Source organism: Tenacibaculum sp. Mcav3-52, from assembly GCF_022347665.1.
In the GTDB taxonomy this organism is placed as follows: domain Bacteria; phylum Bacteroidota; class Bacteroidia; order Flavobacteriales; family Flavobacteriaceae; genus Polaribacter; species Polaribacter mesophilus.
The window spans coordinates 991,813-1,012,224 of sequence record NZ_JAKRGE010000001.1 but is presented as its reverse complement, the minus strand read 5'-3'; the positions used below and the strand labels follow the sequence as shown (position 1 = coordinate 1,012,224).

Here is a 20,412-nt window from a genome sequence, read left to right as displayed (position 1 = left end):
ATTAATGATTATTAAAGTGATTACTGGTCAGAGTTCAATATTGACAGAAATTCCAAAGATTTTGATTGTATTTTTTCAATAACAATCTTGTCTTTATCGGTCTCAAGCAATGCCCAGTATTTTTGTTCGTTCCAAATATGTTCTCGTTGTAAACCAGAACCCAATTGTGTGATAAAACCCCAAAACCACAAATCATCCCAAATTTCCATCTGCTCAGATGAATAGATTTGTTGTAAAACGGAATTGATGTTATCAAAATTCCATTTTTCTGATGAATCAAGTTTATAAAAGATTGCTTCAATCACCGTATCTACAGGCAAAAAGAATTTTTCGCTGGAATCTATCTCTTGTGGGGCATCATTCCATATTCGTAATGATTGGTCGTAACTACCCCTATGAATGTGGTAAATGGTCTTTGTAAACAATGCAGATGTCTTTTTTCCCCAACCATCTTGTTTCAACAGTGCATTAAACAGCAGTTCGTAATTACATTCTTCGCACTCTTTTTCTGTGAGAAACTCAACAAAATTGCGAAAGCCTGTTAAGAGATGCTGGTTGGTATATATCTTTTGAAAAAAATCTGAGAGCCTGTTTATATTTGGTCTGCTTTGTGTATTTACGATATGATGTAGAAGGGAATATACTTTTTCTTGCGTACTGCTATATGGCGACAAAAAACGGTAATATGATTTTGTCTGTACAGTATGGTTAAATTCACGGTTCTTTTCCAAGAATTTGAATATGCTGTCTAATGATTTAGTTAAAGAGTGGTTCAAATTTAAGTGTGTGAATCAAGTTGAACAGTTCCATTGGCACTTACCCAGTAATGACTAATTCCTATTTTATTTAGCTCTGGAATTATCCCATCGATTGCTCTTCTAATTTGCTCGTCCTCTGGGTGGGCAATAGCTATTGTCGCTTCAGGATGTGCGACTTTGGTTTCGAGGCATTTTATTATAGCCTTTCCCAAATGTGATTTAATTTGGCCTGAATTAAAAAATGGGCGTTTCTTAGTGGGTGAATCGTTATGCGCTTTCGCACCTTTTACTTCTACGAATAGCTTCCTATTATTTTTTACCGCAACAATATCATAACCTCTAGTTTGTCCCAAGCAGAAACTTTCTATTGCGTAGCCTTGTTGTACCAAAAAAGGCATCAATAATTCAATAGTTCTATTTTCAGTAAGCTTTTCCACAACTATAGTTAATAATGCACAATATACTTTATTATTTGTTTCCGCCTAAAAGTTGAAAATTAAAAAGAAAAAATCCAGTTTAGATAGGTACTGGATAAACCTCTAAATCTATGCCAGGGCATAGACTTCATCAAAGAGTTTCTTGTCCAACCGCTCTTGTTGGCCAAAGCTTTTCTTTAACGTGTTGTGCAATACTGCGTTGAAGGCGTTATAACCTAACCATAAATTCGGTTCTTCATTGAGCAATAAGGCCTCATAGTTTAGAGTTTCTATGACTTCACGCGACTTCTTCGATGGGTCGCTGTTCTTGTCGCTACATTCATAGCGGAACAACTTCGTTCTATCCAATATCGCCTTTACAAATTCCTTGGTGTCGATGATTTTAAATTCCTTCATCTTGTCGAATTTCTTGGTGATGGTGTAGAACTCGTTATCCAGAAATTTATCAAACAGATTATTCAACCTTGGCATTATTAGGTCTGTATTATTCTTACTGTGCTTAATCGAAAACTCGATTTCAGCCTGTGAGACGTGAAGACCATTGGAACATACTTTTCGGTAAAAACCAAAGTGGCCAGAGGTCTTTTCGCTTCCATCATATGAATTCTTGAACCGAAGCATCGGCAGTATCAAATCCTTATCATTCTTGACCGTAAACTGGCTTTTGTCGTCAATGATAAAGTCGGTAATGAACGACCTATCGATTTTGTTGATAGTACGTTTGTGGTAGTTCAGTCCAGCATCAATCAACATTTCTTCTGCTTTCTTAAAAAACAGTTGGTTTGGGATGTGGCCGTAGCTGTTCGATACCACATTGACAATTTTTCCATTTGAAATGATGACGTTTTCAAGTCCACGTCGAGATTCCATCTGCGTTAAGGTTTTTAAGGATTTCATTTCTGATGGAACAAAAATTTCATCCTGTTGTAAATTTTGTAAATACATAGCTTCTGAATTTAAGGTTAAACATTTTGTGATAGAAGAGCATAATACTCTGGATGCTTTTCTCTGTAGTAGGCTAGATGACTTTCGGCACCTTCAATCTTGTAATTTTCTTTACTAGATTGATAATGTGCCTCGGTTTCTTGGGCTGAAATCTTCACCTTTGTTGATACTTGTTTCATAATGTTGAAATTTTAGTTAAACAATATTTGAGCAGTACCCAAACGGAAGCTAAAATCACAGCTCAAAAGGAAACGGAATAAATCAGAAATGGATGCGAGCAACGGCTTTATGCCGTAGTCTTTTGATGGGTGCATTTTACGAGTTTACCTTTGCACCGATATTGATTGACTTTTTTCTTAATACCCATTTAATGTTATAAAAAAGAAAAAGGGCCGACACGAATGCCAACCCTTCTTCAAACAACAAAAGCTAATCGTTGAGTTCCTGAATTTTCTTTTCAAGAACTGCTATACGCTCTTTCAAACGTGCTTCACGCTTGTTTCGTTTCTCAGCATAGCTCTTCTCAATGTCTGCAATTCTGGATTTGTAATATCCCTGCATCGCATTGTAGAATGAAATATTCGTGAGATTGTTAACGTGATTACTTTCGCCAAAATGGACTTGCTTCGTGAGGATGTAGCGGATCAATTTGTGGAAGATTTCCTTTTTAAAGTTCTTCTTGAAATTTTCCGCAACATCAATTCTGGTCATTTTTGATGTATCGCCCAACAATCCTGAAAAGTATTTCTGTTGGCTTGTATAGTCCACATTATTTTCAAAAAGCGAAATTGAGAATGCTACCATTTCATCCACCGAAAGTATTTTCTTGGTATTGATATAATCTGTCTCACGAATCATTTTGACAACTTCTTCAAACTGCTTATTGTTCTCAATCTGCCTCTTACGGGTTTCCCTTTCGTTGATTTTAATGATTTGTTCCTCGGGCGTACAATCTGCCATTTTTCTGTTAGCCAATGGTGTTGAGTAATCAATTGATTTGTTTTCTGATTTCTCATTCACCTTTACGAAAATTTCTTTGTGTTGGTAAGTTTCAGGATGAAAGATGATACCGTTTACAAATCCATTATCCTTTACAGAATTGTAAGTTATCAATGCTTGTTCGTAATCCTGCATCGCTTCATCAAATTCCGCTTTAAGTTCATCTTCTGAATAATCGTAATGCTGATATTCAATCTTAATGGCTTCTATTGTAGGTTCAATTGGATTTTCGATAATTTCAACATCATCTAGTAGATACACTTTAAATCCATTTTTTTCCAATTGGGAAATAATAAGCTGATTGCTTTCCTCATCTGCCCAATACAGGCGAATTTCAGGAATTAAAAGAATGTTCTCTTTTTTGGTTTTCTCAATCAAGTTCAAAAACGATTTGGATTTCTTTGTCTCAAAACAAGCCGATTTAGCGCAAACCATTTTACCTTCGCCAAAAAGATTCCCTTGATTTGCCGCATTAAATGGACATTCTACACACGAACCAGCTTTTGGCACCAAAGTCTTATTTGTAACATCAAATGATGCCTTTTCTAAATCATAGGTTTGATCGTTAATCATCTTGTTTATTTGATGCGCATTAAAAGTTTCACCCATTGTTTCCAGCATCATCTGTTGTTCCTCTGGTGTAAAGAGCGCTACACCGACACCTAAGGAAATGGTCATTTCGCCATTGCGTACAAAATGTTTGAAGCCATCAATCAATCCTGCTAGCTTGAGACGTTGTCTGATAAAATTATCCGTTCTACCCAAACGCTTTGCGATTTCAGAGGGTTGATACTTGTCACTCAGATAAGCTATCGCTTCGGCTTCTTCGGTAGGCTCTACGTCCTTTCGTTGCAGATTTTCGATGATTTGAACTTCAAGCACTTCGTCGTTTTCATAAGTTCTTACGATACTGGGAATCGTTTTCTTGTTCGCTATTTTGCTTGCGCGAAACCGTCTTTCACCCATTACGATGATAAAGTCCTTTCCAGATTTGCGAACCGTTATTGGTTGCAATACCCCAAATTCCTTGATGCTATCCGAAAGCTGTTGTAGCTGCTTATCATCAAAGGTCTTTCTCGGTTGCTTAGGGTCAGGCTTGATTTTGCCAATGGGAATGTTCTCAATTTGAAGTGCCGGAACTTTCTTTCCGTTCAATTCTTTCTTCGCAGTAGTCGTTGTAATTCTACGCTTTCTTGTGGTACTCGCTTTTGTTGTCATAATACTCAAATTTTAGATTAAACAATATTTGAGCAGTGAACCAAACGGAAGATAAAATCTTGGCTCAAAAGGAAACGGAATAAATGAGTAGGGGCAGAAGCGATGGCTTTATGCCGTAGTCTTTTGATGGAAGTATTTTACGAGTTTAACTTTCGGGAATATTGTATGATAAAAAACCTCTAACAAAAAGAACGATTAAACTTTTTAATTAATTGGATACTCTTTCGGTTAGTTTCATTCTATTATTCTAAAATCGTTTTATGCATAATTTTGTTGCATGTTATAGCAACTGAATTTGCAGATAAAAACCGTATTAAATTCTCTAAGGCTTTGGTAGGTAGTCTCAAAACAGATAAAAAATCACACATATCTTAGTGAAGTTTTTATTTTTCATTCCTTTTTATCGAAATAAAAAAGGAAACTATACTTAAACCAATAAAAACATATCGTAATAACTTTTGGTTATTAAAAAGTGTCAATCCAAGTATTAAAAACATTATGCCGAGAATAAATATGTTGCTTTTTTTCATTAATTTAAATCTTCATTTTAAATTTAAAAATGGAATGTATTTGTAATGATCAAATCTAAGTATTATATAATTTGATTATTTCTGTTTTAATTGTATTGTTATATTATAACTTAAGCTAGAACTATAGACTAATAGGAAAAATCAACTTTTCAATACTATTCCCGTTAACTATATATTATCTCCATTTTATCTGATAGATTAAGGATCTTAGTAAATCAAATTGTAAGAACACGTGATTTAATTTTTTACGTTGTTGACATATGTTTATCTTTTTATAATTTTTATTTTTGACGATTCGCCTAAATTGTTTGAAACTTTTATAAAATAAATACCAGGCTTACCGTTTATATCAAATGATATTTGATCTATCAAACTATATTTTTTTACTAGAATACTTTGACCAATTACATTTCCCACAGCAATAGTAATGTATTTATACTGTTCTTTAAAATTCAAGTTTACTTTACTAGAAGTAGGGTTGGGGTAAATGCTAAATTGCTTTGAAAATAAACTATCTGTTCCCAAAGTATTACTTCCTTGTACTTTAATGTCGTCAATAACTACTTCTTCTTGAGGGTCAGGGCTATTTAAGTAAATTCTTAAATCTAATGTGCTCCCTGTGCCAACAATATTAAAATTCATTAATTGTGAAACTGCTGTCAATAAAACATCGTCTCCAGAACCTGTAATCCCATCATTATTTACATCTATATAATAATTTCTATTAACTGCTCCTCCAGCTCTTCCAATTACGTTATATGCTCCTCCATCAATTGAAGCTTCAATTCTAACTTCATCACCTACTTCAAAGCGATTTCCATCTGCACCACGTGGTGCAGCAATGCGCATTTCAAAATTTAAAGATTCATAATTGGTTATATTAATTTGGTCTGTTTGTATATATGGTACACCTGAAATACCTCCAGCAACATCAACATCTTCAAACCCTACTGTCATACCTGTAAATCCAGTGGCAACTGTTGGCATATTAAAAGTCGATGGTGTATCTCTCAAAATATAATCTGTTCCCGAATTTGCAGATTGAAATGGTATGTCACTACTAGAGCCATCTTTAAGCTGATATCCATCCATATCTGTAATATCTTCAAAGTCTTCAAAGTATAATTCTGTCTGTGCCAGAATACTATTGCTTACAATAATAATTGCACATAAATTGAGTAAAAGTTTTTTCATAATCTTCAAAATTTTATTTAATGTTTATCTATAATAATATTGATGCTAAATTTAAAAAATGAACTATGGGTACTTGAAAAAAAAGAATCAAGATGGTACACAAACGGTATTTAAACCTATTTTCAGTCAATTTGAAACCTTTTGTAAGTCGATGATTTATTTTAGCAATGTTTTTAAAAAGACCAACCTTTTTTAATATCAATGTTTACTCCAATTTTTATATGAAAAACAATCTAATTTTAATCTGTTCCTTTTTTCTATTTTTAACAGTTTGTCATGCTCAAAAAGTAAAAATGAAAAATAATGTCATTTTTATTAATGGTAAAGAGACATTGAGATATGCAAAGAAGTCTCATAATAATGAGTATGTCATTTATGAGTTACATACAAAAAATGAAATTATTAATGTTGTGAGCAACATTAATGATGGTTATAAAAAAATACTATTTGTCAAATCTAAAAAGAGCTTAGAAACCACACTAGGCTACTGGAATAAATCATTTATCAAATGGCTTATTGAACAAGACGTAATGACCATAGATGGTAAATTAAATAATGACCAAATCGACATTTTTATCGAAAAATATGATGAAAAAATAACAGAAAGAAAAGTATACAGAAACTAATGATACATTAACACTAATATGGTGGAACTACTCTACTACCCAAGCATCTGCTTTTTTATATTATTTATTCAGTATTTAATAACTTATGTGTTTTCCAAACAAAAAGATATAGCGATTATCAAAGACAATTTACTATCTATACTTTTGGCATCACTTTTTTTAGGGGGAATACTATATTTACCATCTATCTTTGTTAAAGACTTTGATAATGATATACTATTTTTCACCCTTTTATCAATGTCTCTTTATGGCTATTGGTTTATTTTAAACCCACTTCAAAATGTCCTTTTATCAAAAAGACACCAAAGAAGTTTTTCGACAGAAGAGGAACTCAACGAAGATGGGTTGAATTTTAAAGTTTTTTTTACAGACAAAATCAGCACCAACGCCATAGCTACTGGCATTATTCCGTTTTATAAAATCATAATCTTAGCTAAAGATTTAAAGGAGAACTTAAATCCCTCAGAATTGAAAGCTATTATTTATCATGAAATTGGACATCACAAAAGAAAGCACATATTCATTATGTACGTTCTAAACGTAACATTTTTAACGTTATATCTTTTTGGAAGGTCGGTAATGGATGATTTTGATTTCCCAAATAAATTTTTCGAAGGACTTTCCGTGTTTTTAGGCGGGGCTTTATTTGGACTTGTTATTTACTATATCCCTAACAAAATCATGTATTTTTTAGAATATGATGCAGATTCCTTTTCTGCCATCAAAAATAGTCGAGAATCCATGATTAATGCCTTAAAACGTCTGGATGAATTATCTCAAGGAAAATTAACAAAAGGAAACATTAATCATCCTAAAATAGAAAAAAGACTAAAAAACTTAGAGTTCTAAATTCATTAAAAAACACTGTAAGAACAACTCATAAAACGTATAAAAACCGTATATAAACCCAACTTGTATTTATTTTAAGATTGTTTTCTTAATGGCTACATAATTTAGCTGAAAATGAATTTAAACTAATATCAAAAATTATGAAAGCAATTAAACAATTAACAATCTTATTCCTTTTCTCACTAGTATCACAAATTGGGTATAGTCAAGAAACAATTAAAACATTTACCTTAAAAAAAGGTGAGGTATTGGATATTTTACTAGTAGAGCGAAAACCGAATATAGAAAAGGAATACAAACGATACAGGGAAACGGCTTTTACTGTTGCTGTTAAAGAGAGTTTTAAATTATTACAAGCTTCTGGCACTTCAAATTTGCAAGGTAATATAGAGCCTAATGTATTCATTATTGGTAAATGGGACAATCTTGAAAAACGCGAATTTTTTTTAACGGATATATATACTAAAGTACCGGATTTTGATGAACAGAGGCGAACTATTTTTTCGATTTTTAATTTAACCTATTATGAAATGCCAAAAGACGTTACTTTTAGCATCAATAAAGAAAAATATAATGTGGCCACAGCCTATTGGAAAAAGGATGACAAAAATTTTGATTCATTTTTAAAAGAATATAAAAAGGAATCTAAGACAAGTGGTGGTAAGACTGTAGTAGAATTAATCAATGGTAAATCGCCGTTTAAATACTATTATAATCCAGATTATTTTGTGATTACAGAATGGGATAGCAAGGAAGAATTTGAAGAGTTTCACAAGAAAAATAATAAAATGGACACTGAGGGATTATTAAATGTCAATCAGTTTTTGATTAAATAATTTAATATAAATAAAATGCAATCCATCTATAATCAATTAATTTATTTTGCTTTTTTGCAATGTGTGCTTTTACTTATCGTGTATGTATTTTCTTCAAAAAGAAGAAAACTTGTTAATAAATACCTAATCGTTCTAATTGTTGCCATTCTTATAGGGTTGATTGGAAAAATACTACATATACAAGGCTTGTTTGGACAAGATTTTAGATTGATTGCATTTTCAGAACTAGCAGGTTTACTTTTTGGCACTACCATTTATTTATTTACAAGAACATCGTTTTTAGGAAAAGACTTCAAAGCTGCAGATTTAGTCCATTATTTACCTGCTCTAAGTTACTCATTTTTTGTGGTTTTTTACTTTGTACTACCCTCTAATATCGATTTAAAAAATCGTATGTTATCTGGCGAAAGTGACAGAGTTATCTATTTATTCCATGCTATGGGTTTAATAGTAAATACGACATATTGGTTTATTAGCTTTCGAAGTCTTTTGACATTTAGGGATAAATTAAAAAATGAGCTCTCTTATTCTGTAAAAAATTCTTTTTTCTACAACCTACATATCGCTATAGGAATTTGTTTAGTAGTTTGGTCTGTTATTTATGTAATTAGTTTATTTGGTCCAATAATGATAGAGCGTGATTTTAGAACTATTGTTTGGCTCATTATATCATTTATAGTGCTCTTTATTGCTTATTACAGTATGATTTCATCAGAAATATATCAGCGAAAGCCATTAAATGTTGTGAAAAAATACAATCAATCTAAGTTTAACAATGACGATTTAGATCGCTTAAAAGCACAGCTTGATTCGCTTATGCAAAATAAAAAGCCATATCTTAATAATAAACTTTTAAAAGCTGAATTATCTGAAATGATCGGTATCTCAAATCCAGAAATGGCACGGTTACTCAACGAACGTATAGGTATGAACTTTTTTGAATATGTCAACTACTATAGAATTAAAGAATTTATTGAAGTTGCCAAAGTTAAAAAAGATGACTTAACCTTATTTGGTATAGCACAAGAGGTAGGATTTAACTCTAAAGCCACCTTTATAAAGTCTTTTAAAAATCTTATGGGCACTACACCTTCACAATATTTTAATAATTGAGTAGCGATTTTTATAAAAAATCGCTACCTCTTTTCTCATTATTGTCGCGCTTCTTTCGTTTTGCAGAGTTACCCTTTCCACCAAAACGGTAAGACAAACCAATATATATAGTTCTACTGTTCCAGCTAAACTCACCTTTTTGTGTTATAGGCCTGTAACCATTAAATGAAAATTGTTGTGTTTTAAAAATATCATTCATATTTAAACTTAATGTCCCTTTTCGGTTTGCGAAGCTATAACGAGCACCAGCATTTACAAAGTAGAATGCTTCGGTTTCAAATTGTAAATTTTTATTTGCACCTCTATACAAACCAAATAATTGAAAAGTGAGATCATTATTAACTTTAAAATTATTGGTCATTTTAATGTTATATAATACATTATCTACTTCAACTTCAACATTTTCTGCTACACCTTTTTGGGTCTGTGCATAAATATCAAAGCTAGCGTTAAAATTCCACCAATTCAGAGGTTTGTAATTTCCAGATAGTTCAAAACCATAAGCTGTATTATCCTCATAATTATTGTAAGAAAACAATATTCTTGAAGGTTGTTGCAGATCTTGAAATGCAAATCGTGTAATCTCATTTGAGATCGTCCTGTAAAAAATACCGCTAGTAATACTGCCTTTATTATTTAGTCTTCTTGTATAATTAGCTTCTATTGAACTAGTGAACTGTGGTCGTAAATTGGGATTGCCAACATTTGTTACACGAGCAGAAGACCAAACTCGTATTGGATTAATTTGGTCTAGACCAGGTCTATCTACTCTTCTGCTAAAACTTATTTGATAAGAGTTTTTTTGCGTTTCGGTATTTGGCGTATATTTAAGAAAAGCTGAAGGGTAAACACTGAAAATTTTATCTTCAAATAATTCAACATTGGCATTTACTTGTTTAAAAAGGCCTTTTACATCGTAGTTTTCTAATCTAGCGCCAACCTGATAGTCCCACTTCCCTATAGTTTTTGTATAGCTTGTATAAAATGAATAGATATCTCTATTGTAGCTATAACTAGAATTAAAACTATCGCTATTTGATGTTATAAACATGTTATCGATTTCTTGTAAACGAGCTTCGGCACCTATTTCTAAGCTAGCATTATCAGATAAGGGACTTACATAATCTAGATTAACTATAATATTATTCCTGGTGTTGCCTATATCATCTAGATAGCTATTAGTACTCATTTCGTTCTCAATGAGAAAATCTGATAGTTCATTACCATTATAGGTATTGTAATCAAGCTCTAACTCTAAAGTATGATTATTCTTGTCAAAAATATGCTTATAATCAAAATTATAGCTTGCATTAATATTATCTCTTTCACTATCGTAACCTTGATAAATAAAATCAGTCTGATTACTAAATAAAACTCTGTTTTTACTTAAAACATTACTATCAAAAATATTCTGGTTTGTATAAATAGATAATGTGTTTTTATCGTTTAAAAAATAATCTAAGCCTAATTTGAATAAGTGTGAATTGCTATCGCTTGCTGAATTCCATTTTTCGTTAGAATTGTCTTGTTGTCTTAAAATACTTCCTTTTACTCTTCTTTTTCTATTGTTAAGTCCGTAGCTTCCATAAAGATTAAACTTTTCGGATCTGTAATTAATATTTGTACTTCCATTATATTGTACATTATCCCAAACAACAACTCCTGTGCTCAAAGAACCATTAAAACCTGTATTTGTATTTTTATGTAAAATGATATTTATGATACCACTCATCCCCTCAGGGTTGTATTTAGCTGAAGGATTTGTTATTAATTCAATTTTTTTTATAGATGTTGAAGGGATTTGTTGTAGTATTTGATTGGCACTAATATTTGTTGGTTTCCCATCTAAAAGCACACGAACGTTAGAATTGCCTCGCAGCGATAAATTCCCGTCTTGATCTATATCTACAGAAGGAATATTACCCATAATGTCAGCTGCCGAAGCACCAGCCGTTGTTAAATCTTTACCAACATTTATAACCTTTCTGTCAATGCGCTGTTCTATGGTAGAACGTTCTGCAATAATTTCAACTGCGTCTAGGTGTTCTGTATCCTCTTCTAGCGCTACGACACCCAATTCTGTTAACTTACTATCTATATTTATCTCTCTTACAACGGTTTTATAACCGATAAATTGAATTTCGATAATCTTTGACCCATATAAAATATCCTTAATTACAAATTGACCATCGTCATTTGATATACCACCGGTAATAACCTTACCATCCTCTGCATATTTTACAACAACAGTAGCATAACTTATGGGCTTTTTTGATGTTTTATCTATAACTTGACCTGTAATGGTTAACGAAAAGTCGTTTGAATTTTGGGCATTACCTATATGTATATTTGAACAAATTAGGATTAATGCCAGAAAAATGTTTTGAATTATTGCTTTCATACTTTTAAGTTTTGAAGCAATAGTATTCAAAGCATCATTAGTTACATCTTATAAATTTGTTAATGGAAGTTCATTAACCGTTTGTAGTATCGATATATCAATTTACTTTGAGTTTAAATACTGTATTTCAACTATGCATGTCGGTGTTTTAATACTCTTTTATATTGTAATTAAACAAAACTTATTGAAGTAAATGCGGTAGAAAAATGTAGTAGAGATAATTGTTTATCTCATTTTGTTAAAAAATTTAGACTTGTACTTAGCACCAATAGAAATTATTTGATTACAAATACGAATTTGATTGCCTATAACCTTCTCAACCATTTCTAAATTCACTATAAACAATAGGAGTGTTCTTATAAAGTTGATTCAATAACTTTTCATCAAAGGTCTTTCTAGCCTGTTTCTAGTATGGTTTAATTTTCCAAGTGGCCAAGTCTGGATTTATAGTTTGCTGAAATCTCTGGACACTTTAAAAGTTATTATATATTTTACTTTATTACTTGTTTTTGTTGTCATAATACTCAAGTTTTTGATTAAACCATATTTGAGCAGTGAACCAAACGGAAGATAAAATCTTGGCTCAAAAGGAAACGGAATAAATGAGCAGAGGCATAAGCGATGACTTTATGCCGTAGTCTTTTGATGCAAGTATTTTACGAGTTTAACTTTCGGAAATATTGTATGATAATAAACTCTCAATCGAAGAACGAGGGTCAAGAAAACCTAAATTTCATGAATTCTTATTGTGAGAAATAGCGCTTGATATTAATTGAGATTAAGTTATCCCAAACCATATTTATCTTGAAAAAAGTGAAAATGTTGTACCTATGTTGTACCTGTCCATTTTTTCGCTTAGTTTTTTCAATAAAAAAAGCCGAAGATAAATCTTCGGCTTTTGTGCGGGTGAAGGGACTCGAACCCCCACACCTTGCGGCATCAGATCCTAAGTCTGACGTGTCTACCAATTCCACCACACCCGCATAAAGTGCAATTTAACACTTTTTATTTGGTTTAATCCTAAGTCTGGCGTGTCTACCAATTCCACCACGCCCGCTTTTTCAATATTTTAAGAACTTTTATTAGGTTAAATCCTAAGTCTAGCGTGTCTACCAATTCCACCACGCCCGCGTACTTATTGGACTTAAGACTGTAACAGACTTAATTTCACAACATTCTTAAATCACCACATTTTAACTGTTTTTATGCTTTAGTGTGCAAATAGTGTGCAAAAAATGGCATCAATTAAATTTATTTTTAGGTCTATAAAAGACTTTGGTTCATTAACTATGAGATTTACTCATAAGGATAAAAACAATAAACTCGATATTTTTATTAATACCGAATTTAAATCGAAAAGAAGTTACTGGTTTGATTCTAAAAACAAGCAATTAAAATATCCCTAAGGCGAACTGTAAGGAATCTTTAAAAGTAAAATCAACAATTATTAATCTTGAAGAATTCGTTTATAATAGATTCAATATTGATTTTGAAGTTACTGACATTAATAAACTTTGGTTGCAAGACTGTATTAACAACTTTTTTAATAGAACTACTAACACAAAACATAAACTTCCTTTAACTTTAGTTAACTACGTAGATTACTACATAAATAAGTCATCGACTATTAAAAATGCTAAAGGAACTTTCGGGTTGTCTAAATCAAGAATTGACGATTTTAAAATTTTAAAAAAGTTCTTAATTGAGTTTCAAGGAAAAGAAGCTATCAAAATTAAAGATGTAAATCTTGATTTTAGCAACCGTTTTGTTAATTGGATGATTGATGTTAAGAAATATGCTTCTGGTTATGCAGGTAGAATGTTAAGTGTTATTAAAACACTTTGTAACGACGCTAAATTTAATGGTTTAGAAACACATCCACAATTATTTAAAGTATCTGGATACAAGACAAAAAACGAATATATAATCGTTTTAAGACCAGAAGAATTGGAATCTATAAAAGATATAGAACTCCCCTTAAAAAGCCTTAAAAACGTCCGTAAATGGCTTCTTTTAGGCTGTTATACAGGTCAAAGAGCAGGAGATTTACTCAACATAACTTTAGATAATTTTCATACTAGAAATGACCTAGAAGTTATCGAATTAAAGCAACAGAAAACGGGTAATTTAGTTACTATTCCTGTACTTGATGAAGTAAAAGAAATTATATCTAATGGATTTCCTCATAAGATTAGCCAACAGAAGTTTAATCAATACATGAAAGAAGTATGTAAACTTGCTAGAATTAATCAATTAACAGAAGGATTTCTATTTAATAAAGACTCAAAACGTAGAGAATTAGGAAAGTATGAGAAATGGAAATTAATTTCAACTCATACTTGTAGAAGAACCTTCTGTACGAACAACTTCGGAAGGCTTCCTAATTATTTAATTATGAGTGTTACAGGACATAGAAGCGAGAAAACATTTCTCGGTTATATCGGTAAAACATCTTACGATTATGCTAAACAATTTAAAGAGCTATATAAATCAAGTTAATAACTTCGTAATAACTTAACACTTAAACTTTATTAAATCAACTTGTAAATATGTTAATTTTGTAGTTAAAAAATAAACTCACAGGTTGATTTAATGAAAATAAGTAGTACATTTGCAGAGATTGTAGAGGACAGTTTATACTCTATCACAGTTTTAAATGACAATGAAAATGAGTTTCGAAAATGTTTTACTCGTTGGAGAGATCCTATATATTTACGAGAATTTTTCGAAAAAAACATTAATGATTTAAACGATCCATACTGGAATGGTATAAATATTGACGAAGCTATTGTAAGAACCAAAAATGAAGCTAATAGTTTTGAAGAAAAAATATTAGAAGTTGCTGAAAATGGTAAAACTAATAAAAACGAAACTTTATCCTCTTTATTTAAACCTTTAAGTGACAGCCATCTTGGTGAAAAATATGAAAGAAACAAAGCCTATGGTGAAAACAAAAAAACATGGATTAGATTATATGCTTTAAGACTCAGTGTAAATTTCTTTATTGTTTGTGGTGGAGCCATAAAATTAACTAGAACTATGAACAATAGAGAACATTTAACTCTTGAATTAGAAAAGTTAAAACAACTTCGTAATTTGCTAATAGAACATGATCAAAATCATATTGATGATATTGGCTTTTATGAACTAAAATAAAATATTTATAAAGAGCACCTATGAGTATCGATAAATTAATAAATAGTATAAAAGAATCATCAATAAAAGATACCTCTTGGATTGATGAAGCTAGATACAGACGAGACAATAAAGATTGGTTAGACATTTCATTTCAAATTTCAGTTAAAGTCTTATCTGCTTTAAGTAATAATAAAAAGACAAACAAATTCCCTAAAAATCAGAAAGAGTTAGCTGACCAAATGAAATGCAGTCCTCAATACGTTAGTAAACTTTTAAAAGGCACAGAGAATTTACAACTAGAAACAATTACGAAAATTGAGAAAATTCTTAACATCTCATTAATTAAAGTTCCACAACATCAAACAATTATTGAGAACAATAAGTACACAGAAGCTACAAACTATAATTCTGTTTACTACTCTATCCATAATGTTAATGATTTTTTCACTCCTGAAGAAAAAACTAAACCAAACTACGAATTAGCCAGTTAATCATGCCAACCAAAAAAGAAAAAATAGGGTTTGTTTTAACGAAAATAACAACAGAACAATTTGCTATTATCGAATCGTCTTACAAAGAAGATATCGAAGATTTGAACCTAAAAATAGGTGTGAAATTTGGAATAAATATTAAGTCAAGAAAACTATCAATAATCTTCTCTGCAAATTTTAGTCAAGAAGACTCTCCCTTTTTAATAATCGAGATTGCTTGTAACTTTGAAATAAACGAAGATACTTGGAATAATTTCCTAAACGAATCTAGCACGAACTTAACTATACCAAAAGAGTTTGTTAGACACCTCGTAATGATTACGGTGGGAACTACAAGAGGGGTTTTACATAGTAAAACGGAAAATACTTCTTTTAATAAATTTTTACTTCACACTATTAACGTTAAAGAACTAGTAAAAAAAGACGTTACTTTTGAAGTAGGAGAATAAGATATATTAACTTTCTTCGATTGGAATAAACAACAATGGAGGTCTTGTAGAAAAGCCTCTATATTTGGAAGTTGGGAAATCAAAAATGAAGATTTAATTTACAGGATAGAAAAGTATGAAGAATTAGGGTTAACGCCTTAATAAGAAATGACCCTTAAAGGGTCATTTCTATTTCTTTATAGTTACTTTTATCATTGCAAAAGTTGTCATAGTGTATTTATACTATTATAAGTAAAAAGACAGAGTGACAACTTTTGCAAATAATTAGAGAGCTTAAAACTTACATTCTCAACTGTTAATTTAAGTAAACTAATTGCTTTTAAAAACATTATTAATATCCAAAAGATTATCAGTTGTATATTGAATATTTTTAAGATTATCTTCAAGCATTCCGCATTTATTTATTGCTTCTATTTTTGCGTTCTTTACATCATCTCCAATACCAAAATTACACCAAACACTTGTAAATTCAGTAACTCTATTTTTTCTGTGTGTTTTTGAATCGAGTTGAGGATAATATATAAAACTATCATTACAGCTCATATTACGTAACATTATTACATCTTGTTTAGTTTTAACAACCCATTTATTCAATTTTGAATCCCAAAAATTATATTTAGTATCTCCATTGAGTTGAGATTTAACTAAAAAACCTTCTAGCTCAATGTTATCAATAACTTTTCCATTAGATTTAAGTTTAAAAAGAGTTTTAATACGATAAGAACTTACTACAACATATTTATCAAAGCCTATATCTCCTTCAGTAACATACATTTTTTTAGAAGTATACATATTTTCCTGACCAATAATGGTTTTAACTACCTTTAGCTTGTAAGAAATCCCATTTTCATCTGTTACAGAAGAGTTATTCATGTAATAGCGAAGCTTTTCCAACTTCTTTTCCTCTTGTTTTTTCTTTACTAATTCTTCTACCTTTTCAGTTTGAATAACCTTCTCTGTTAAGTTATCTTTCTCAGAGTTCTCCTTAGGGGTTTCTTCTTTTGTACTTGTTCCACACGACACTAGAAAAGCAATCATAATACTTGCTAAATATTTTTTCATAAGATTTTATTTTTAATTCGCTCAAATATACAAAAATGTAGTTATTTAAGGTTACAAAATATCATTTATCATATTGGACATTTACAATATGATAGAATTATCAGAGAAAAGGTTAGAAGTATTAAAATCTGAGATACCAATAAAAATTGGTAACCGTGTTAAAGAAATTAGAAAACAAAAAGGCTTAACCCAGACACAACTTGCTGAATTAGTAGGAAAAGATAGACAATACTTATATAAAATTGAGAAAGCCATAGTTACACCTAACGTAGTAACAATATCTGCATTAGCTATTGCTATGGAAGTTGAACTTCAAGAGTTTTTTAAAATAAAACTTTAATCTTTTTTTATTTTTGCCTGAAAAAATAAATGACAAAGGGAATTTTTAAAATACTCTTCGATTTAAAGGCAAGAAACCATAACGAACCTTTAGAGGATTACTTAACTGAGCTATTTGCCTATACCCTAGCACAAAACCAAGATGTTTTAAAAGAGTTTCTTAAACACTTTAAAATAGGAGCTTTAAAGGCAAATGAATTTGGTAGCGTATCAACTCAAGTAGAACTTCCTAAATTAGAATCCCATAACATCAGTAGTCGTCCTGATATTGTTATATCAATGGAGGATAGTTTAGTATTTTTTGAGAATAAAATAAACGCAACAGAAGGATATAATCAACTACGACGTTACGCAGATCATCTAGAGAAAAAGCCTTTTAAAAATAAAACCCTTGTTTACCTAACTAGAGATTATGATAAAAAACATACTAGTACCATTTTAAAAAATTGTAACTCTCAAATTAATTTTGTCCAATTACGTTGGTATCAAATATTCTCCTTTTTAACACAATACAAAAACTCCACAATTATTTCAGAATTATTAAAATTCATGAAACAAATAAATTTATCTATGAATAATCAATTTACTCCTTCAGACATAATAACATTAACTAATTTCTCTAAAGTTAAAAATATGATGGATGAAACTATGTTTGGAGAAATATCCAAAAGATTTGAAGAAATCAATAGAGCTGCACCAAAATCTTCTACAGCCTTAACCCAATTAGGAAGAAATGACAACTACACTTATTGGTTATATCATAATGACCACATGTCTGTTTCATTGGGGTATTGGATGAATTCCAATAATGAGAAAGAATATCCTGAAATCGGAATTGCTATTGAAATAGAATCAAGGACAAAAAAAAGAGAACAAATAACACAAGTTTTTAAACAAATAGTAAACAGTTATACCAATTGGGAACCTGATAATTTAGAATTACATACTGGTTCTTCATCTATATACTCTACTAAAAGTTTACAAGCGTTTTTATCTTGTGAAGACCATATAACTGAAATTAAAAAATATCTTCATCAAAAATTAGATGAATTAGAAAGTATATTAGACGAGTATACTCAATTACCTAGAAGATAAATTTAGAGGTCTTTTATTATTAATAGCTAAAAAAATGTCTTCTAACTTTCATCTAAAGAACTTAAATAAAGCTTCTAGATATGCCGTAAATTATTAGGTCTATTCTACTTGATTAACACCTTAGAATAATATAAAACAATATTCATTGTAAACAATTAATTATTAACCTACAGTAAAGTAATAATTCAGAAAAAATGTGCAAATAGTGTGCAAATCTTAAGAAACAAAAAATGCAATTAACTAAAAATAAGCTAATTGCATCTTGATTAAGTACGGGCGGAGAGACTCGAACTCTCACACCTCACGGCACTAGATCCTAAGTCTAGCGTGTCTACCAATTCCACCACGCCCGCGTACTTTTGAAATTGTGGATGCAAATATAAACAATACTTGTAAACTACAAAGAAGAAGTATACTATTTTTCTTATTTTTGATGCTAATTAATATACAACACATGCAAAACGTAAAAGATTATATAGCTCAACATAAAGATCGTTTTATTAATGAGCTTATCGATTTATTAAAAATTCCATCAGTAAGTGCTGATCCAGCCTTTAATCAAGACGTATTAAATACTGCTGATACTGTAAAAGAAAGTTTAGAAAAAGCAGGCTGTGATAAAGTAGAAATTTGTGAAACTCCTGGATACCCTATCGTTTATGGAGAAAAAATAATAGATCCTAATTTACCAACAGTATTGGTATATGGTCATTACGATGTACAACCGGCAGACCCTATCGATTTATGGACTTCTCCTCCATTTGATCCTGTTATCAAAAAAACAGACATTCACCCTGAAGGAGCAATTTTTGCACGCGGTGCATGTGACGATAAAGGGCAAATGTATATGCATGTAAAGGCATTAGAATACATGACTCATACTGGCAACCTACCTTGTAACGTGAAATTTATGATTGAAGGTGAAGAAGAAGTAGGTTCAGAAAGTTTAGCGTGGTTTGTTCCTAGAAACAAAGAGAAACTTGCCAACGACGTGATTTTAATTTCTGATACAGGAATGATTGCCAACGACATTCCTTCAATTACTACTGGTTTACGTGGATTAAGTTATGTAGAAGTTGAAGTTACTGGACCTAATAGAGACTTACACTCTGGTTTATATGGAGGTGCTGTAGCAAACCCTATCAACATTTTAACACAAATGATTGCTTCATTACACGATGAAAACAATCATATTACCATCCCAGGATTTTATGATAAAGTAGAAGAATTGTCTCGTGAAGAGCGTGATGAAATGGCGAAAGCACCTTTCTCATTAGAAGAATACAAGGCTGCTTTAGATATTGATGATGTTCATGGAGAAGCTGGTTACACTACTAACGAGCGTAACTCTATTCGCCCTACTTTAGACGTAAACGGAATTTGGGGAGGATATACAGGTGAAGGAGCAAAAACTGTTATTGCTTCAAAAGCCTATGCTAAAATTTCAATGCGTTTAGTACCAGGACAAAAATGGGAAGAAATTACTGAATTGTTCAAAAAACATTTTGAAAGTATTGCTCCAAAATCAGTAAAAGTAGAGGTAAAACCTCATCATGGAGGTCAAGGATATGTAACTCCTATTGATAATATTGGCTACCAAGCTGCAAGTAAAGCATACCAAGAAACCTTTGGAGTAACTCCTATTCCGCAACGAAGCGGAGGAAGCATTCCAATTGTTGCTTTGTTTGAGCAAGAATTAAAGAGTAAAACCATTTTAATGGGATTCGGATTAAATTCTGATGCCATTCACTCACCAAACGAGCATTTTGGAGTGTGGAATTACTTGAAAGGAATTGAAACTATCCCGTATTTTTATCAATATTTTACGGAATTATCAAAATAATTCATCCTTAATAACATTAATAAAATAGCCTTGAAACTCATTCAAGGCTATTTTTTTTTGCAACATTTTAAACTCTACACCTGTAGAAT

At 31.1% G+C, this 20,412-nt stretch carries 19 protein-coding genes and 2 tRNA genes; 11 read left to right on the top strand and 10 right to left on the bottom strand.

The genetic code is table 11. From position 1 onward, the window contains the following. Nucleotides 1-20: 20 nt before the first annotated feature. From MHM83_RS04700 to MHM83_RS04675, 6 genes are all read right to left on the bottom strand, one after another. Complete coding sequence (locus tag MHM83_RS04700; RefSeq protein WP_239178617.1) at nucleotides 21-425, bottom strand: hypothetical protein; 405 nt, start codon at nucleotides 423-425, stop codon at nucleotides 21-23. A gap of 353 nt (nucleotides 426-778) precedes the next feature. Then, complete coding sequence (locus MHM83_RS04695; protein ID WP_159612912.1) at nucleotides 779-1,195, bottom strand: hypothetical protein; 417 nt, start codon at nucleotides 1,193-1,195, stop codon at nucleotides 779-781. A 108-nt stretch (nucleotides 1,196-1,303) separates the two neighbouring features. Further along, entirely contained in the window at nucleotides 1,304-2,140 is an 837-nt protein-coding gene (locus MHM83_RS04690; protein WP_159612914.1) for a DUF932 domain-containing protein, read from the bottom strand. A gap of 17 nt (nucleotides 2,141-2,157) precedes the next feature. Beyond that, nucleotides 2,158-2,319 (bottom strand): hypothetical protein, encoded by a 162-nt coding sequence (locus MHM83_RS04685; RefSeq protein ID WP_159612916.1) that lies wholly within the window; start codon nucleotides 2,317-2,319, stop codon nucleotides 2,158-2,160. Between the two features lie 250 nt (nucleotides 2,320-2,569). Further along, nucleotides 2,570-4,357, bottom strand: a complete 1,788-nt coding sequence (locus MHM83_RS04680) for a ParB/RepB/Spo0J family partition protein (RefSeq protein WP_159612918.1) — start codon at nucleotides 4,355-4,357, stop codon at nucleotides 2,570-2,572. 794 nt (nucleotides 4,358-5,151) lie between these two features. Continuing rightward, nucleotides 5,152-6,081: a T9SS type A sorting domain-containing protein gene (locus MHM83_RS04675; RefSeq protein WP_159612932.1), complete on the bottom strand. Its 930-nt coding sequence runs from the start codon at nucleotides 6,079-6,081 to the stop codon at nucleotides 5,152-5,154. A gap of 221 nt (nucleotides 6,082-6,302) precedes the next feature. On the opposite strand from MHM83_RS04675, the gene MHM83_RS04670 reads away from it, so the two are divergent. The 4 genes from MHM83_RS04670 (at nucleotide 6,303) to MHM83_RS04655 (ending at nucleotide 9,505) form a co-directional block, all read left to right on the top strand. After that, on the top strand, nucleotides 6,303-6,707 hold the full coding sequence (locus MHM83_RS04670) for a hypothetical protein (protein ID WP_239178615.1): 405 nt from the start codon (nucleotides 6,303-6,305) through the stop codon (nucleotides 6,705-6,707). Nucleotides 6,708-6,851: 144 nt separating this feature from the next. Then, the gene (locus tag MHM83_RS04665; RefSeq protein ID WP_239178613.1) at nucleotides 6,852-7,556 is read left to right on the top strand and encodes a M48 family metallopeptidase; all 705 of its coding nucleotides are present in this window, start codon (nucleotides 6,852-6,854) and stop codon (nucleotides 7,554-7,556) included. Nucleotides 7,557-7,696: 140 nt separating this feature from the next. Then, a complete protein-coding gene (locus tag MHM83_RS04660) occupies nucleotides 7,697-8,392 on the top strand; it encodes a hypothetical protein (protein ID WP_159612938.1) in 696 nt (231 codons plus the stop codon). 15 nt (nucleotides 8,393-8,407) lie between these two features. Next, a complete protein-coding gene (locus MHM83_RS04655; protein WP_159612940.1) occupies nucleotides 8,408-9,505 on the top strand; it encodes a helix-turn-helix domain-containing protein in 1,098 nt (365 codons plus the stop codon). A 10-nt stretch (nucleotides 9,506-9,515) separates the two neighbouring features. Here MHM83_RS04655 and MHM83_RS04650 read toward each other — a convergent pair whose 3' ends face one another. Beyond that, a complete protein-coding gene (locus MHM83_RS04650) occupies nucleotides 9,516-11,906 on the bottom strand; it encodes an outer membrane beta-barrel protein (protein ID WP_239178610.1) in 2,391 nt (796 codons plus the stop codon). Nucleotides 11,907-12,807: 901 nt separating this feature from the next. Beyond that, nucleotides 12,808-12,889, bottom strand: a tRNA-Leu gene (locus MHM83_RS04645). Nucleotides 12,890-13,424: 535 nt separating this feature from the next. Between MHM83_RS04645 and MHM83_RS04640 the strand changes: the two genes are divergently transcribed. From MHM83_RS04640 to MHM83_RS04625, 4 genes are all read left to right on the top strand, one after another. Beyond that, nucleotides 13,425-14,405, top strand: a complete 981-nt coding sequence (locus MHM83_RS04640) for a phage integrase SAM-like domain-containing protein (RefSeq protein ID WP_239178608.1) — start codon at nucleotides 13,425-13,427, stop codon at nucleotides 14,403-14,405. Between the two features lie 93 nt (nucleotides 14,406-14,498). Then, nucleotides 14,499-15,062, top strand: a complete 564-nt coding sequence (locus MHM83_RS04635) for a hypothetical protein (RefSeq protein WP_239178606.1) — start codon at nucleotides 14,499-14,501, stop codon at nucleotides 15,060-15,062. A gap of 20 nt (nucleotides 15,063-15,082) precedes the next feature. Continuing rightward, nucleotides 15,083-15,535, top strand: a complete 453-nt coding sequence (locus MHM83_RS04630; RefSeq protein ID WP_239178604.1) for a helix-turn-helix domain-containing protein — start codon at nucleotides 15,083-15,085, stop codon at nucleotides 15,533-15,535. Nucleotides 15,536-15,537: 2 nt separating this feature from the next. Beyond that, nucleotides 15,538-15,984: a hypothetical protein gene (locus MHM83_RS04625; protein ID WP_239178602.1), complete on the top strand. Its 447-nt coding sequence runs from the start codon at nucleotides 15,538-15,540 to the stop codon at nucleotides 15,982-15,984. A gap of 309 nt (nucleotides 15,985-16,293) precedes the next feature. On the opposite strand, the gene MHM83_RS04620 is transcribed toward MHM83_RS04625, so the two are convergent. After that, nucleotides 16,294-17,046: a hypothetical protein gene (locus MHM83_RS04620; RefSeq protein WP_239178600.1), complete on the bottom strand. Its 753-nt coding sequence runs from the start codon at nucleotides 17,044-17,046 to the stop codon at nucleotides 16,294-16,296. Between the two features lie 88 nt (nucleotides 17,047-17,134). On the opposite strand from MHM83_RS04620, the gene MHM83_RS04615 reads away from it, so the two are divergent. Both MHM83_RS04615 and MHM83_RS04610 read left to right on the top strand, forming a co-directional pair. Next, complete coding sequence (locus MHM83_RS04615) at nucleotides 17,135-17,386, top strand: helix-turn-helix domain-containing protein (RefSeq protein WP_239178598.1); 252 nt, start codon at nucleotides 17,135-17,137, stop codon at nucleotides 17,384-17,386. A gap of 29 nt (nucleotides 17,387-17,415) precedes the next feature. Further along, the gene (locus MHM83_RS04610) at nucleotides 17,416-18,480 is read left to right on the top strand and encodes a PD-(D/E)XK nuclease family protein (RefSeq protein ID WP_239178596.1); all 1,065 of its coding nucleotides are present in this window, start codon (nucleotides 17,416-17,418) and stop codon (nucleotides 18,478-18,480) included. A 271-nt stretch (nucleotides 18,481-18,751) separates the two neighbouring features. On the opposite strand, the gene MHM83_RS04605 is transcribed toward MHM83_RS04610, so the two are convergent. After that, nucleotides 18,752-18,833 (bottom strand) — tRNA-Leu (locus tag MHM83_RS04605). Between the two features lie 101 nt (nucleotides 18,834-18,934). Here MHM83_RS04605 and MHM83_RS04600 point away from each other — a divergent pair. After that, complete coding sequence (locus MHM83_RS04600) at nucleotides 18,935-20,323, top strand: dipeptidase (protein ID WP_239178594.1); 1,389 nt, start codon at nucleotides 18,935-18,937, stop codon at nucleotides 20,321-20,323. Nucleotides 20,324-20,412 lie beyond the last annotated feature (89 nt).

Excerpts from the sequence above, each read along its gene's own strand:
- MHM83_RS04690 (WP_159612914.1), bottom strand. The coding sequence starts at position 2,140 with ATGTATTTACAAAATTTACAACAGGATGAAATTTTTGTTCCATCAGAA.
- MHM83_RS04685 (WP_159612916.1), bottom strand. The coding sequence starts at position 2,319 with ATGAAACAAGTATCAACAAAGGTGAAGATTTCAGCCCAAGAAACCGAG.
- MHM83_RS04680 (WP_159612918.1), bottom strand. The coding sequence starts at position 4,357 with ATGACAACAAAAGCGAGTACCACAAGAAAGCGTAGAATTACAACGACT.
- MHM83_RS04675 (WP_159612932.1), bottom strand. The coding sequence starts at position 6,081 with ATGAAAAAACTTTTACTCAATTTATGTGCAATTATTATTGTAAGCAAT.
- MHM83_RS04670 (WP_239178615.1), top strand. The coding sequence starts at position 6,303 with ATGAAAAACAATCTAATTTTAATCTGTTCCTTTTTTCTATTTTTAACA.
- MHM83_RS04660 (WP_159612938.1), top strand. The coding sequence starts at position 7,697 with ATGAAAGCAATTAAACAATTAACAATCTTATTCCTTTTCTCACTAGTA.
- MHM83_RS04655 (WP_159612940.1), top strand. The coding sequence starts at position 8,408 with ATGCAATCCATCTATAATCAATTAATTTATTTTGCTTTTTTGCAATGT.
- MHM83_RS04650 (WP_239178610.1), bottom strand. The coding sequence starts at position 11,906 with ATGAAAGCAATAATTCAAAACATTTTTCTGGCATTAATCCTAATTTGT.
- MHM83_RS04635 (WP_239178606.1), top strand. The coding sequence starts at position 14,499 with ATGAAAATAAGTAGTACATTTGCAGAGATTGTAGAGGACAGTTTATAC.
- MHM83_RS04630 (WP_239178604.1), top strand. The coding sequence starts at position 15,083 with ATGAGTATCGATAAATTAATAAATAGTATAAAAGAATCATCAATAAAA.
- MHM83_RS04625 (WP_239178602.1), top strand. The coding sequence starts at position 15,538 with ATGCCAACCAAAAAAGAAAAAATAGGGTTTGTTTTAACGAAAATAACA.
- MHM83_RS04620 (WP_239178600.1), bottom strand. The coding sequence starts at position 17,046 with ATGAAAAAATATTTAGCAAGTATTATGATTGCTTTTCTAGTGTCGTGT.
- MHM83_RS04615 (WP_239178598.1), top strand. The coding sequence starts at position 17,135 with ATGATAGAATTATCAGAGAAAAGGTTAGAAGTATTAAAATCTGAGATA.
- MHM83_RS04610 (WP_239178596.1), top strand. The coding sequence starts at position 17,416 with ATGACAAAGGGAATTTTTAAAATACTCTTCGATTTAAAGGCAAGAAAC.
- MHM83_RS04600 (WP_239178594.1), top strand. The coding sequence starts at position 18,935 with ATGCAAAACGTAAAAGATTATATAGCTCAACATAAAGATCGTTTTATT.